12 protein-coding genes are annotated in these 14,187 nt (G+C 68.6%); 8 read left to right on the forward strand and 4 right to left on the reverse strand.

Going from position 1 to position 14,187, the window contains the following annotated elements; translation table 11 throughout:
* Positions 1–654 (reverse strand): fumarate hydratase (locus VM221_12620; protein ID HUT75663.1); only part of this gene is annotated, 654 nt, incomplete at its 3' end.
* 142 nt (positions 655–796) lie between these two features.
* Between VM221_12620 and VM221_12625 the strand changes: the two genes are divergently transcribed.
* The 4 genes from VM221_12625 to VM221_12640 all read left to right on the forward strand — a co-directional run bounded on the left by VM221_12625 (position 797) and on the right by VM221_12640 (position 7,221).
* Positions 797–2,191: a phosphoglucosamine mutase gene (locus tag VM221_12625; GenBank protein HUT75664.1), complete on the forward strand. Its 1,395-nt coding sequence runs from the start codon at positions 797–799 to the stop codon at positions 2,189–2,191.
* A gap of 11 nt (positions 2,192–2,202) precedes the next feature.
* Positions 2,203–4,677, forward strand: coding sequence for an RDD family protein (locus tag VM221_12630; GenBank protein ID HUT75665.1), 2,475 nt, complete (start codon positions 2,203–2,205; stop codon positions 4,675–4,677).
* 474 nt (positions 4,678–5,151) lie between these two features.
* Positions 5,152–6,216, forward strand: a complete 1,065-nt coding sequence (locus VM221_12635) for an IS110 family transposase (protein ID HUT75666.1) — start codon at positions 5,152–5,154, stop codon at positions 6,214–6,216.
* 189 nt (positions 6,217–6,405) lie between these two features.
* On the forward strand, positions 6,406–7,221 hold the full coding sequence (locus tag VM221_12640) for a hypothetical protein (protein HUT75667.1): 816 nt from the start codon (positions 6,406–6,408) through the stop codon (positions 7,219–7,221).
* A 796-nt stretch (positions 7,222–8,017) separates the two neighbouring features.
* On the opposite strand, the gene VM221_12645 is transcribed toward VM221_12640, so the two are convergent.
* Both VM221_12645 and VM221_12650 read right to left on the reverse strand, forming a co-directional pair.
* Complete coding sequence (locus tag VM221_12645) at positions 8,018–8,809, reverse strand: TIM barrel protein (GenBank protein ID HUT75668.1); 792 nt, start codon at positions 8,807–8,809, stop codon at positions 8,018–8,020.
* A gap of 45 nt (positions 8,810–8,854) precedes the next feature.
* Positions 8,855–9,577, reverse strand: coding sequence for a DUF1003 domain-containing protein (locus tag VM221_12650; GenBank protein HUT75669.1), 723 nt, complete (start codon positions 9,575–9,577; stop codon positions 8,855–8,857).
* A gap of 314 nt (positions 9,578–9,891) precedes the next feature.
* Here VM221_12650 and VM221_12655 point away from each other — a divergent pair, with 314 nt between their 5' ends.
* From VM221_12655 to VM221_12670, 4 genes are read left to right on the forward strand one after another with little or no spacing between them, the layout of a single operon-like run.
* Positions 9,892–11,745 (forward strand): beta-N-acetylglucosaminidase domain-containing protein, encoded by a 1,854-nt coding sequence (locus VM221_12655; protein HUT75670.1) that lies wholly within the window; start codon positions 9,892–9,894, stop codon positions 11,743–11,745.
* Positions 11,746–11,775: 30 nt separating this feature from the next.
* Positions 11,776–12,222 carry a type II 3-dehydroquinate dehydratase gene (gene aroQ, locus VM221_12660; protein HUT75671.1) on the forward strand — a complete coding sequence of 149 codons (447 nt, stop codon included), beginning with the start codon at positions 11,776–11,778 and terminating at the stop codon, positions 12,220–12,222.
* Positions 12,219–13,301 (forward strand): Xaa-Pro peptidase family protein, encoded by a 1,083-nt coding sequence (locus VM221_12665; protein ID HUT75672.1) that lies wholly within the window; start codon positions 12,219–12,221, stop codon positions 13,299–13,301. The genes aroQ and VM221_12665 overlap by 4 nt, the downstream gene beginning before the upstream one ends.
* 27 nt (positions 13,302–13,328) lie before the next feature.
* Positions 13,329–13,814: a hypothetical protein gene (locus VM221_12670; GenBank protein ID HUT75673.1), complete on the forward strand. Its 486-nt coding sequence runs from the start codon at positions 13,329–13,331 to the stop codon at positions 13,812–13,814.
* An 88-nt stretch (positions 13,815–13,902) separates the two neighbouring features.
* On the opposite strand, the gene rpsT is transcribed toward VM221_12670, so the two are convergent.
* A complete protein-coding gene (gene rpsT, locus VM221_12675; GenBank protein ID HUT75674.1) occupies positions 13,903–14,166 on the reverse strand; it encodes a 30S ribosomal protein S20 in 264 nt (87 codons plus the stop codon).
* Positions 14,167–14,187: the final 21 nt, after the last annotated feature.

Below are 14,187 nucleotides of genomic sequence, written 5' to 3' on the forward strand. Positions count from 1 at the left end.
GTCGTCGGCATGAGGACCGCCCAGCGGGCGCAGCAGCGCCTCTTTGGCCAGCAGGGCGCAGCGCTCGAAGTTGCCGCCGAGGCCGACACCTACCACCAGCGGGGGACACGCGCTGGCGCCCGCTCGCTCGACCACCTTCACCACAAAGCGCTCGATTCCTTCCCTCCCGTCGGCGGGGCGGAGCATCGCCAGCGCGCTCATGTTCTCCGAGCCCGCACCCTTGGGCGCGACGACGACGCGCACGCGGTCGCCCTCGACCTGCCGCAGATGCATGATGGCGGGCGTATTGTCCCCGGTATTGGTGCGCGCCAGCGGGCTGGCGACGACGGACTTGCGCAGGCGCCCTTCGGCATAGCCCCGGCGAACGCCGACATTGACCGCCTCTTCCAGAGGAACGCCGGTGATGCAGGCCTGCGCCCCGAGCTCCACGAATACGACCGCCACCCCGCAGTCCTGGCACATGGGCAGCCCCTCGCGCTCCGCCAAGCGCGCGTTCTCGATCAGCTGCCCGAGGATGTCGCGGCCCAGCGGCGATTCCTCCTCGGCGCGGGCACGTTCGAGGGCCGCCATCACGTCCGGGGGCAGGCGGTAGTTGGCGTCAATGCACAAGCGGGCGACCAACCCGGTGATGTCGGCGGCTGCGATTTCGCGCACGACGGGACCTCCGCGCGGCGATTATACCAAGCCCGACCGGGGGCTGCAAGGCGGCCGCGCGGATGGGCCCGCGGGGCGATGGTTTGACACGGGCTGGTGCGCCGACTATAATTGCGCCGCGCGACCAGCTTCGAGACAGACCATGCCCTCGCCATCGGACCGACCCGGTCTCCGCATCAGTTACTCCGGCGTGCGTGGCATCTTCGGCGAGTCGCTCACGCTCCCCGTTGCCGCGCAGTTCGCGGAGGCTTTCGCGCGCCTGGCCAACGAGCGCTTCCCCAACCCGCTGACGATCATCGGCCGCGACACTCGCCCCTCCGGGCGCGAGCTCGTGCCCGCGGTCATCGCCGGGCTGACGCGGCTGCCGTGCTCGCTGCTCGACGTCGGGGTCGTGCCGAGCCCGACGGTCGAGGTGGCGATGGCCCAGTTCGACGCCCAGGCCGCCATCATCATCACCGCCAGCCACAACCCCGCGCAGTGGAACGGCTTCAAGTTCCTCATGGGGCCGCATTACATCGTGCTCAACGCCGAGCAGACCCGTCATCTGTTCGCGCTGTCACGCCAGGCGTCGGCGCAGTACGAGCCCGCGGCGCCGCCGGCGGTGCCCAGCCGCCATCAGCAGGCCCTGGAGGCGCATCTGGTGCGCGTCTTGCGCGAGGTTGATGTCGCGGCCATCCGCGCCCGCCGTTTCAAGGTCGCGGCTGACTCCTGCCGCGGGGCCGGAGAGGCGGTGACCATGCGCCTGCTGCAGGAGCTGGGCTGTGTCGTCACGCCGGTCAGCGTCGAACGCGATTCCGAGCCCAGCGCCGCCAATCTCGGCGCGCTGCGGGAGGCGGTGGTCGCCAGCGGGTGTGACCTCGGGCTCGCCCAGGACCTGGATGCCGACCGCCTGGCATTGGTTAGCGAGCAGGGCGAGGCCATCGGCGAAGAGTGCACCCTCGCCTTCGCGGTGGATCACCTCCTCGATCGCTTCCGCGGCGCCGCTGCGGTCGTGGTCAGGAACAGCTCCACCAGCCGCATGATTGACGACCTGTGCGCGGCCCGCGGCGCCGAGCTGCGCGAGGTCAAGGTGGGTGAGGTCAACCTGGGTCAGGCCATGATCGAGGTGGCCGGACAGGGGCGCACGGTCTTCGGCGGCGAAGGCAACGGCGGGGTCATCTATCCGCCGGTGTGCTATGGGCGCGACAGCCTCATCGGCATCGCGCTCGTGCTCGAATACGCGGCTGCGCGCGGCCTGGCGCTATCGGAGCTGCGCGCGCGGTTGCCGCAGTATCACATGGTCAAGGCGAAGCTCGAGGGGCTGGCCCCGGAGCGCGTGCAGGAGGCGCTGGCACGTGTGCGGCGCCTGTTCGCGGGCGAAACGATGTCGGACTTCGACGGCCTCAAAGTCACTTTCGCCGATGGCACCTGGTGCCAGGTGCGCCCATCGAACACGGAGCCCATCGTGCGGCTCATCATCGAGTCGCCCTCGGTCGAGACTCGCGACCGCCTCCTGGGCCAAGTGCAGGGCGAGATCAGCCCCTTGCTGTCGCCCTAGACCGCGCCGCCATGAGCGACGACGCAATGGATGACCCCGGGCAGGTGCGTTTCCCCGCCGTCGAGCCGGCCGCCCCTTGGCGGCGGCTCGCGGCCTCGGTCATAGACACCGGCATCCTGCTTCTGTGCAACGCGCTCATCTTCATGCTCGCCGTCGCCATCGCTCCCGATGCCGCCTCCCTCCTGCCGCTGCCCCTGCTGGGTCTCGTCAGCGCCCTGGCGTACCTCGCCGTCGGATGGGCCGCTTGGGGCGCCACGGTCGGCAAATGGGCGCTGGGAATCCGCGTCGTCGCCGCCGACGGACGCAGGCTCTCGTGGCGGCGGGCGGTGGCGCGCGTCCCCGCGTTCCTCGTCGCCTCCGCGCCGCTGAAGATTGGCTTGGCCGCCATGCTGTGGGATCGCGAGCGCCGGGGCTGGCACGATCACCTGGCGGGGACCATGGTCGTGCGCGATCCGCGGCCCGCGGTCGCGGGGAGATCCCCCGCCGTCGCCAGTCCGCGCATCCCACCTGCGCCGGAGCCCGAGCCCGAGCCCGAGCAGGGACACTCGCCGCGGGGGCGCCGGCTCGCCGCGCTGATGCTCGCGGTCTATGTGCTGGCGGCGGTGGCGCTCACCATGCCCCTGGCGCTGCATTCATCCACTCACGTTCCCGGCGCGACCATCGAGGGCCTGGAGCAGGACGGCTACGTCTTCTTGTGGGACTACTGGTGGGTGAAGACCGCGCTCGCGGATCCCCGGCTGAGCGTCATGTCCACCCGCTGCCTGTTCTGGCCCGAGGAGGTGAGCCTGCGGTATCACACGCTGGTGCTCCTGCATTCCGCGGCGGCGGCGCTCTTGCAGAACGCGCTCAGCCTGGTGCAGACCTACAACCTGCTGCTGGTGCTATCGCTGGCCGCCTGCGCGTGGGGCGCCTTCCTGCTGTGCCGCTACCTCACCGGCAGCGCGACGGCTGCCGCCGTGGCCGGGTTGGGCTTCGGGTTCTGCCCCTACCTGACGACCCACGCGCTGGCGCACCAGAACCTCATCGCCGCCGAATGGCTGGCGCCGTTCGCCTACTGTGCGCTGCGCGGGCTGCGCGAGCGACGGCCGCGATACGTGCTCGGCGCCGCCGCGTCGTGGGCCTTGGTCGGGCTCTGCGAATGGTACTACTTCCTCTACGCCGGCATGCTGCTCGCCGTCTTCGCGGCCTGCGAGATCGCGGCCCGCCCGCGACGCTGGGGGGCCGCGTTGGCGGCGGCGGGGGCGGTGATCGCCCTGACCTTGGCCGGGCTGTGGCCGCTGCTGTGGCCGATGCTGGCCGAACGCGCGCAGGCCCCCTACATGCACCAGCCGCTGGCGCGCCCGGCGGCGCTGGGCGCCCAGCCGGAGCTATATGTGACCCCGGCGTTTACGCACCCCCTGCTCGGCGACATCGGCTCGGCGGTGCTGCGCGCCCACGGCTACAGCCGGGCGGAGGCGACGCTCTACGTGGGGCTGGTAGTGTTCGCCCTGGCGCTGACGGGGATCGCCTACCGCGGGCGGCGGCTCGTCCCGTGGATTGCGGGGGCCGTCTTCTTCCTGACGCTGGCGCTGGGGACGCATTTGCGCATCGGTGACCGGACTGAGTTCAACGCGCTGGCGCTGCTGCTGGCGGGCGGGCCCCCCGGCAACGGCTTCGATCTGCCGTTCAGCGCCGAGCTGTCCTCGCAGTTGGCGATGCAGGTCGTCGGGGGCGGCGAGGTCCTGGCGGCGCAGGCGCAAGTCCCCCTGCCCTACCTGTGGTTGTGGAAGTACGTGCCGCTGACGCGCCTGGCGGCGGTGCCCACGCGCGCAGCGCTGCCGGCAATGCTGTGTCTGGCGGTGCTGGCGGCGGCGGGACTGGCCGCGGTGACGCACGGGTGGAGCAGGCGGTGGCGCGTGGCCGCGGCTGGGATGGCGGCGGCGGTGGTGCTGTTCGAGTTCCTGCCTGCGCCGTACCCGCTGCGGGACGTGCGGGTGCCGGGGTTCTATCACGACCTGGCGCAAAGCGAGAACGACTTCGCGGTGGCGGAGGTGCCCCTGCTGGGGGACTACGCGGTTTACATGCGCTACCAGACCGTCCATCACCGGCCGATCCTGGCGGGGCTGGTGTCGCGGCGGCCGCCGCACGCCCTGGAGTTCGTGCGCGGCAATGCCCTCCTGCGCGACCTCGAGCCGCAGCGGACGAGGCCGGGCGAAAGAGTCATGCCCTCCCTGCCCCTGACCCAAAGGGGCGCCCTTCACCGCGACCTGCGCGAGCTGCGCGCGACCTACGCACCCGCGCTGGCGCAACTGCGGGACCGCCGGGTGGGGGTCATCGTCGCCCATATGGATCTCCTGCGGGCGGACGACGCCGCCGCGCTCGACCGCGTTCTGCACGGCGCTCTGGGCCTTCACCGCGAGCGCCACTACCCGCACCTGATCGCGTACTACCTCGCGCCGCAGCTCGCGCAAGCCGCGGAAAGTGACTACGGCGAAAGCGAACCATGACCGCACCAAGCCGGGCCTTGGCGTGAGACGATCATGCCCGGATCAAGCGTAAGGCTTCGGGGATGTCATCCCGAGACGGCGTAGACGCAAGCGGGTACATACAGCAACTCAGCTTCGCAGCTCCGCTCGTCTTCTCGAGGCGTAGCCAGGGGCCTTAGCGCCGACCCAGCACCAACCGGGAGCGCACCGCGACCCTGCACGATGCCTCAAGTTTCAGCTGCCTGCGGCCTCGGAGCAAGGCGCCGCAGCAGGAGAAAAGCCAATAGCGCCGAACTATTGTTCGGCGCCAAGCGAGGCGTGAAAACCTACGCGCCCATGCGCATGCAGCATCTCGACAGCCTGGAATGACAGCGATACCGGGCCGAGGAATGAGCAGCGCTTGCCGCTGAGAAGGAGTTAGCATGAAAGCATGATGCACCCCGACGGTTAGGCTGATAGAATCAGCTGACGTTACAACACCGAAGGAGGTGCACCATGCACTACGTGGGTGTAGATTACCACAAGAAGAGCAGTTACGTCACGGTGATGGATGAGCGGGGCAAGGTGGTGAAGGAAGGGCAGATCGCCAACACCCAGGAGGCGCTGGCGGCGCTGCTGGACGGCTCTGCGGAGGGCGCGTCAGCGGTGCTGGAAGCGGGCCGCAACTGGCCGGTAATGTACGACTGGCTGGAGGAGCTGGTGGATGAGGTGACGCTGGCTCATCCTGCCAAAGTGCGAGTGATCGCAGAAGCCAAGGTGAAGACCGACCGGATTGACTCGCGGATGCTGGCTCACCTGCTGCGCGCGGACTTGATTCCGGCGGCCTATGTGCCGGGGGCGGTGACGCGAGAGCAGCGACGCCGGTTGCGACAGCGGATGTTTCCGGTGGGGTTGTCAACGATGGTGAAGAACCGCATCCACACCCTGATTGACCGACACCCGCAGCTGAGCCCCGAGGCTGGGAGCTGGAGCGATCTATTCGGCAAAGCAGGGCGGGCCTGGTTGCAGCGGCTGGAGCTGCCCCCGAGCGAGGCGCAGATTCTGCGCACTGACCTGGCGTTGCTGGGGGCGCTGGAGCAGCACATCAAGCAGAGCAATCGGTGGGTCTCGCAGCTGGCCAAGGGGGACGAGCGGGCCAAGCTCCTGGTCACCCTACCTGGCATCGGAGATTTCTTCGCGGTGCTGTTGGCGGTGGAGATTGACGACGTGAGGCGGTTTCTGCGCGCCGAGAAGCTGTGTGCCTATGCGGGCCTGGTTCCCTCGACCTATGCCTCGGGCGGATACGTCTACCACGGACGAATCACCAAGCAAGGCAACAAGTGGATACGCTGGGCGTGCATCGAAGCGGTGTATCCAGCCATTCGTCAAGACCCTGACTTGGCGGCGCTCTACGGGCGGCTCAAGGCGACCAAGGGCGCCAACGTCGCCAAGGTGGCGGTGGCGAAGCGGCTGTTGACCATCGTCTACCGGCTGCTGACAGAGCGACGGCCCTATCGCCCAGCCACCGACCAGCCTGCGCTGAGAAAGAGGAATTCCCCGGCTGCCCTGACGGCCGTCTAGCTGACCTCAGCGCATCGAGGTCGAGCTGTAAAGGAGGGTGGGGAGCCGGGGATCGAAGGCTAAGGTGTGTTCCGGCAAACGGGAACGTAGGAGAGGCTGATTCAAGTGACCCACCCGCGAGCAAGCGCGGGTGCCCGAGCCGTCGGGGAAAACGATAGGTCTTGCAATTTGCTTTCAGGAGAGGCGGCCATGAGGGCACTGGTTGCGCGGATCGGCCGACGGTGGGAGCGCAGGGAATCCGCAAGCGCCCACCCCGACGACGCGTTATCGTCTGGGTTCTGGGTTCCCCTTCCCGCTGCGACGTTCGCCTGGTGGGTTCTCGTCGTGAGGCCGGTGTGGATGCCGGAGCCGGAGGTGCGCCAGGCGCTGGTGGTGGCCTTTCTAGTTGTCACGCCGCTGTGCCTAATCGGGTTCTGGTATCGCCTCACGCGAATTGGAGTAGCGGTTAATCTCCTCGCGCTCGCTTCGCTCTTGCTCTGCGCCGCTTCACTCTACGCGTATTCTTCAGCGGCGGAAGTGCCCCTCGCGGCATTAGGTACGGTCGCAGGCGCGGCTGCGCTAACGCTTGCCGCACGAGCTCTATGGTGCGCGTTGAGGCCCGTTCGCGACAGAGGGATGGCCACCTACTTTCTTATCGTCCTGCTTGCAGTTCTGGTTGTAGTCGTGGGGGAAAGCGCGCTCTGGTCGTGGCGGCAGTACGACCTTTGGCGGCTCGTGGCGGTTTCCGCCTGTGCGGCAGCGATGTTGTATGGAATTCGGTGGTGGCCGAAGGGACGCCCGGTTCTGGTCAGATTCCTCACCGTCGCGACGACGGGCCTGGTGCTGGCGCTGGTGGCTGAGGCTCTTCAGTTCGCCGCTGGAGTGCAACGAAGCCAGGCGGCAGGTCTGTTGCAGCACTTCGGAGGTCAGTTCCTGGCCTATTTTGGCGGTGGCATGAGCCTCACGATGCTGCCCACGGAGCTTCGGCGGGAGCAAGAGAGCGCAAACCCAGAATCCCAGCAGTGACTGAACGGCGGGGTGGGCGACAGAAGCGCAGCCGTCAAGTACCTCGTCGTCGGTGAGGGCTCAGTATGCGGGTATGACCTTTTCTTGTGGGGATGGATTGAGGCACTCACCATGTGGCACCCCGACCGCTCGGGGTGTTGGCGCTGCAGAGCGGCGCCTGTCTGACAGGCGAGAGCGCCCTTCGACAGGCCCCTATTGAGTCTCGCCCATTGTGTTGACAACCCGGATGGGGAAATGGCCATGGTGGGGCGGGCGAGACGCCGACGGCCGTTTCGTAGCCCATGCCCCAAGGGTGGGTGCGGATAATGACAAGCTGCAGGGCGGATGTTGGGTGAGGATGACATGGATGCGGGGTGCGGCTCGGGTGTGACCGCTGAAAGTTGGGATCGGTCGCGGGAACCTGTAGGGGCGCACGGCGTGCGCCCCCTTCACAGCCGAGGGCGGCTGTGCTACATTCGGGCACACAATCCGCCACCCCAACCAAAAACGGTCATACCCTGCGGCTCGACCGGACTCACCCTCACCCGGCCCCGATGCGTCGGGGCCGGCCTCTCCCTGGAAGGGAGAGGGGTTGGGGCGCCTGTCCCACATCCGGCAGTGCATTATCCCCACTTTTCGAGGTCACACCCCCCTCTGCCACGACACCGCAAGGAGCAACCTCGCCAGGACGGCCTGCATCTACGGGCGCGTATCCTCCGAGACCCAGGAGAAGCAGTTGACCATCGAGAGCCAGGTAGCCGAGCTGCGGGGATATGCCGCCGCCCACAGCCTGACCATCGCCGGCGAAGATGGGCGTCTACTCCCAGCCCGCGGCTGCGGTCAGCTTGCGCATGTCAGCCAGAGATGCGGCGTGATCCGCGGTCGCCGGCGCGTACTCCAGGCCGAACATGCCGTCGTAACCCCAGGCCTTGATGCGAGAGAGGATCTCGACGTAGTTCAGCTCGCCGACATCCAGCTCGTGGCGCCCGGGCACGCCCGCGGCGTGGAAGTGACCGATGAGCGGAAGGTATCTCTCGATGGTGGCGAGCACGTTGCCGTGCATGATCTGCATGTGGTAGATGTCCCACAGCAGCCGCACCGCCGGGCTGGCGACTTGCTCCACGATCTGTGCGGCCTGGTGCCCGCTGTCGAGGTAGTAGCCGCGATGATCCACCAGCGAGTTCAGCGGCTCCAGCACCAGCACCACGCCCGCTTGTGAGGCCACGGCGGCGGCCGCCCTCAAGGTCTCGACGATGGCGTCATGCTGTTCGGCACCGGAGCGGTCGGGGAGGCGATTGCCCGTGCAGGTGATGAGCTTGCCGCAGTCGAGCTTCTTCGCCACCGCGATGCTCTGTCGCAGCCGGGCCAGGTACTTCTCGCGGTCCGCGGCAGACACGAGGGAGATGCCCGGGCCGTCGGCCACCAGGTCGTTGAGAGCCAGGCCGGTTTCCCCGCAGGCGGCCGCGAGGTCGTCCAACTTGCGGTCGCCCCCCGCATCGTGGCTCCAGAACTCGAGCGCGCGAAAGCCCGCCGCGGCGACCTTGCGCGCCTTCGCCGCCAGCGAGGCGTTCCCCAGCACCATCTCGACGCAAACGCATATCATGGGCATCGGCTGATAACCTCCCTCCTCGCAACTGCGCAAACCGTCACGCCATCAGCGGCCCTCGGCGCGGGCGGCGTGACGGGCGAGCTCCTCCATCATCTCCGTCTGAATCTGCTGGATCTCCAGCAGCCGCTGCCACTGGTGGGTCAGCAGCCGGTCGAGCTTGGCGCTGATGGTGCGAATCTCCAACTCGGCCTTGAGGTTGACGCTGTAGTCGTGTTCCCCGCGCAGGCGGTCCTTCGCCTCCTGCCGGTTCTGGCTCATCATGATGACCGGCGCCTGGATCGCGGCCAGACAGGACAGGATGAGGTTGAGCAAGATGAAAGGGTACGGGTCATAGGGATGCGCGCGCAGAAGTATGGCGTTGACGGCAATCCACGAGAACAGGATCGCGAAGAAGCCGCCGATGAACGCCCAACTGCCGCCGAAAGTCGCTATCCGGTCCGCCAGGCGTTCCCCCAGCGTCAACCGGCGGTCGAACTCGGCGTTGACGTCTTTGGTCAGCGTTTCCTGCTCGTGCAGGCTGCGCACCACCTCCAGCTCCAGCGCCGAGAGCTCCCCCTTCTCGGTTGCCAGCAGAGCCTGCACGTACTCGGTGCGGAAGCGGTTGAGGTCGGGCAGGCAGATGTAGCCGCTGGCGGACCAGTCGGCATGCTTCTCTTTGATCGTGTCCAGCACCGGCCCCGCCACCAGCTCCGCCGGCAGCATCTCGCCTACGTCCTTTTCCTGGCCGCAGACCTGGCAGGAAGCCTTCTCCGCCTGATGTTTGCGCATGGCCGACTCTCCTCCGCCGCTGCGGGGTCGCCGTCCACCCCAGGCCGCGGCCAGCCGCAGGCATGGTAGCGGGGCGTCAGCACCGGTTCGCGTGATGCACAGGGGGTGCGCCTGTCGCTTGCCTTCTTCGGCGGGCATGCAGGCAGTCCTGCAGGCATGCGGCCCGCGTTGCAGGACGATGCGCGTGGATGGAGAAGTACTTGGCTCATGCGTCGGGCGTGCGGCCACTATGCTGTATGCTGTGCGCTCGTTTCCACACAGTCGGTCCTGCGCGGCAGCGGCTGTCTTCCGTTGGTGAAAGGGGGAACTTCATCGTGCTCGCAGGCAGGGGGATCGCACCCGCCACCCTGGGCCGCCGGCGGCTGCTACTGGGCGCCCGCGAGCGGCAGCTGGGCGTGCTGCCGACGCCGCGCCAGGTGCTCAAGGTGGGGCGCACGACTACGGTCGCCGAGGTGGCGGTGCTGCTGCCGTCGGACGAGGGAGCGCGCTCCGCGGCGGAGGGGCTGCGGGCGTTCCTGCGCGAGCTGGGCGTGCCGCGGGTGCCGGTGGTGGCGACGCTGGAGGCCGCCGCCCGCTACGCGATGGTGATTGCGGCCGGCAATCCCGCCGCCGACTCCCGTGTCGGCCACTGCTGGGAGTTGTGCGACGGCGCGCGGGTGCAACTGCCGCCGCTCGGCCCGCAGGGCTACGGCCTGGTCACCGCACGGCGCGACGGCAAGCTGCTGGTGGTGCTGGCGGCGACGGCGCGTGAAGGACTGCGCCATGGCTTCGCCACTCTGCGCCAGCTCATCGTTCAGCGCGGGGACCAGCCGGCGCTGCGCGAGATCTCCCTCGCCGATGGTCCGTCCTTTGAGCTGCGGGGCGTGATCGAAGGCTTTTACGGTCCGCCGTGGAGCCACCAACAGCGCCTGCGTCTGCTCGACTTCTGCGAGCTGTACAAGTTCAACCTCTACGTCTACGCCCCCAAGGACGACCCCTATCACCGTGAGCACTGGCGCGAGCCTTACACCGCGCGGGCGCTGCGGGAGCTGCGCCAGTTGGTGGAGGCGGCCAGCCGCCATGGCGTGCGCTTCTGCTTCGGCGTCAGCCCGGGGCTGAGCATGCGCTACTCGTCGCGGGCGGATATGGCGGCGCTGCGGCGCAAGCTTGACGCCATGCGCGAGATCGGGGTGGACTCGTTCGCGTTGTGTCTGGACGACATCCCGGGCAAGCTCCATCACCCGCAGGACCGGCGGGCGTTCTCGTCGCTCGCCGAGGCGCACGCGTGCATCGCCAACCGCCTGCGCGATCACCTCGATCGCGTCGCCCGCGGCTCGCAGCTCATCTTCTGCCCCACCGAGTACGCGGGCACGCGGCGCACGCGTTATCTCAGAGCCATCGGGGACCTGCTGCGCCGCGACGTGCTTGTCTTCTGGACCGGGTCGCAGGTGTGCTCGCCGACCATCAGCGGCCAGGAGGCGGACGCCTACGGCGCGGCGATTGCGCGCCCGCCGCTGATCTGGGATAATTACCCGGTGAACGACTACAATCGCAACCGCCTGTTCCTGGGGCCGCTGCGGGGCCGGCCTAGCGACCTGCACCGGCATGCGGCAGGGCTGATCGCCAACCCCATGAACGAGGGCGAAGCATCGAAGCTGCCGCTCATCACCGTCGCCGACTACCTGTGGAACGCGGAGGCGTATCGCCCGGAGCCGGCGTGGGAGGCCGCCCTGCTGCAGCAGGGCGGCGCGCGCGCCTATGCGCCGCTGCGCTGCTTCGCAGGGAGCTGCACGAGTTCGTTCCTGCATCCCAAGGATTCCCCGGAGCTGGCGGCGGCGATCGCAGCGCTGTGGAAGGAGTTGGCGGCAGGCACACCCGGCGCCGCGGCGTCCACGCTGCGGCGCCATTTCGCGCGCATGAGGGGGCTCAAGCGCGAACTGCCGTCGCGCCTGCCCAACCGCTGGCTCCTAGAGCAGATCAGCCCCTACCTGGACAAGCTCTCGACCTACGGTAAGGCAGGTGCGGCGTGCCTGCGAATGCTGTTCAGTCCGTCAGCGGCCGCTCGCCGGCAGGTCGAGCGCTGGCAGCGGGAAGCGGCGGCGAATCCGCGGCAGGTGTGCGGCACGGTGATGGACAATTTCATCAGCCGCGCACTGCACGAGTACGACTTGGCGCACGCGAGTCCATGACCTCGTGAGCGCCGGGCGGGAAGAGGAGCCATGATCAAGGTCGCCGTTATCCACGGGCCCAACCTGGGGCTGCTCGGGAGGCGTGAGCCCGACATATATGGCGCCATCACCCTCGAGCAGATCAACCAACGCTTGAGCCAAGCCGCCGCGGAACTCGGCCTGGAACTGCGTATCACGCAGTCGGACCACGAGGGCGATGTCGTAACGGCAATCCACGCCTGCATGGACTGGGCGCAGGCCATAGTCATCAACCCGGCGGCCCTCACCCACTACAGCATCGCGGTGCGCGATGCGCTGCAGGCGGTGCGCATCCCCGCCATCGAGGTCCACTTGACCAACCTCCACGCCCGCGAGGAGTTCCGTCACACCTCCGTCACCGCTCCCGTCACCGTCGGCCAGATCATCGGCTTCGGCGTCCACGGCTACCTGCTGGCCCTGCGCGCGGCCAAAGCGCTGGTGGAAGAATCTCACCGATGATGGATTATCCGCGGCGGCTCGCACGCCTGCGGGCGGCGGTCGCAGCCACCGAGGTGTCGGCAGTCCTCGTTTCCGGGGCCGCCAATGTGCGCTACCTGAGCGGATTCACCGGCTCCCAGGGGGCGCTGGCGGTGGACGCCGACCGCGCTCTTCTCATCAGCGATTTTCGCTATCGGCTCCAGGCCGCGGAGCAGGCGCCGCTGTTCGAGTTGGTGGAGGTCGAGCGCTGGCACGAGGGGCTTGCGCACGCACTGCGCGGACTGGGGTGCCGGGTCGTGGGCTTCGAGCCGGCGCACCTGACATATCAGGCTCACCAGCGACTGGTCGCCGCCCTGGGCAACATCTCCCTGGCGCCCGTGGAGGGACTGGTGGAGCGGTTGCGGGCGCTCAAGGGCCCGCAGGAGATCGCGCTCATGGAGCGGGCGGCCGCCGTCTCGGACGGGGCCATGGCTCGCGTCATATCGCTGGTGCGGCCGGGCGTCAGCGAGCGCGAGCTGGCGCTGGCGGCGGAGAGTTACATCAAGCGGGAGGCGGACGCCGAGATCGCGTTTCCGCCCATCATCGCTGCCGGCCCCCGCTCGGCGCAGTGCCATGCCGAGCCGGGGACGCGCGAGCTGGCGGCGGGCGACCTGGTGGTCATTGATCTGGGCGCGCGCTGGCAGGGCTACGGCGCCGACCTCACGCGCACCGCGGTAGTGGAGGCGGCCGACGCCCAACGGCGCGACATCTACGCGGCGTGCCGCGAGGCCCAGACGGCGGCTCGGGCGGGTGTGCGCGCCGGCGCGGACTGCGCGGCGCTCGACGCGATCGCCCGCGGGATCATTGCCGGGGCCGGCTACGGTGAGTATTTCGGGCACGGCCTGGGGCACGGCGTGGGGATCGAAGCCCACGAGGCGCCCCGGCTCAGCCCTACCGCCGACGGGTCGTTGGCGGCGGGCATGACGGTGACCATCGAACCTGGAATATACCTGCCAGGGGTCGGCGGGGTTCGCCTCGAGGACCTGGTGGTAGTGACGGAGGAAGGGCACCGGGCGCTGACGCACGCGCCGCTTGCGCCCGAGCTGCCGGCGCTCGGCTGAGGCGCGTGGGCGAAAGGAGGTTCGCAAGTGAGCAAATGGCTTGTGCTCCTGCTGATAGTGACCGCCTTCACCGGGACCTACTGGGCCGTCATGTCGGGATGTGTGGCGGATCGCATGGTGGCGATGGCCGTCCGCAGCGCCGCGCGGGAGCATGACCCGCAGGCTGTGGTTGACGCGTTGCGTGAAGCCGAAAACGGTCTGGACTGGCAGCAGCGATGGGTGGAGCGATTCGGCTTCATCGCGAAGGACCCGGACTGGTCGCGAGCGCGGGAGAGCCGCGAGAAGCTGCACCGCCTGCAGAAAGAAGCGACCAACATCCTCCGGGTCGCGGGCGGAGAACTCGGCTCCGAGGGGACGGAGCAACTGCGCAGGTTCCTCCAGGCCATGCCGCCGCTGCGGACCGGCGTGTTCCGCGAAGGTCAGGAAACGCCGTGGAGAGTGGGGTTCTGGCTGGCCGCCGTCGGCACGGCGCTCCTCGGACTGGTGGTCTTCGTCCGGCGCATGGCCGAATAGGGTCGCGTCAGCCCCGGGGGGACCTGTGGCGCAGGCTCTCAGCCTGCGCACACCATGCACGGGCTGAGAGCCCGTGCCACAACGCGGGTTAGGCCTCTGCCTTCCGCGCGCGCCGCGCCAATCGCGACTTCCTGCGGGCGGCCGCGTTGGGGTGGAGCACCCCCTTTGCCACCGCCTGGTCCACGATGCGGCAAGCCGCGCGCACCGACCCCTCGGATTCCGCCGCGCCCCCGGCGATGGCGGCGCGGGCGCCGCGAATCACGGTCTTGACCCGCGATCTGATGGCCTGATTGCGCAGCCGCTGCCGGATTGATTTCCGCAGTTGTTGCTTGGCCGACTTGGTCCTAGGCATCCCGGTTCCTCCTGCTGACGA

Source organism: Armatimonadota bacterium (assembly GCA_035527535.1).
GTDB lineage: Bacteria > Armatimonadota > Hebobacteria.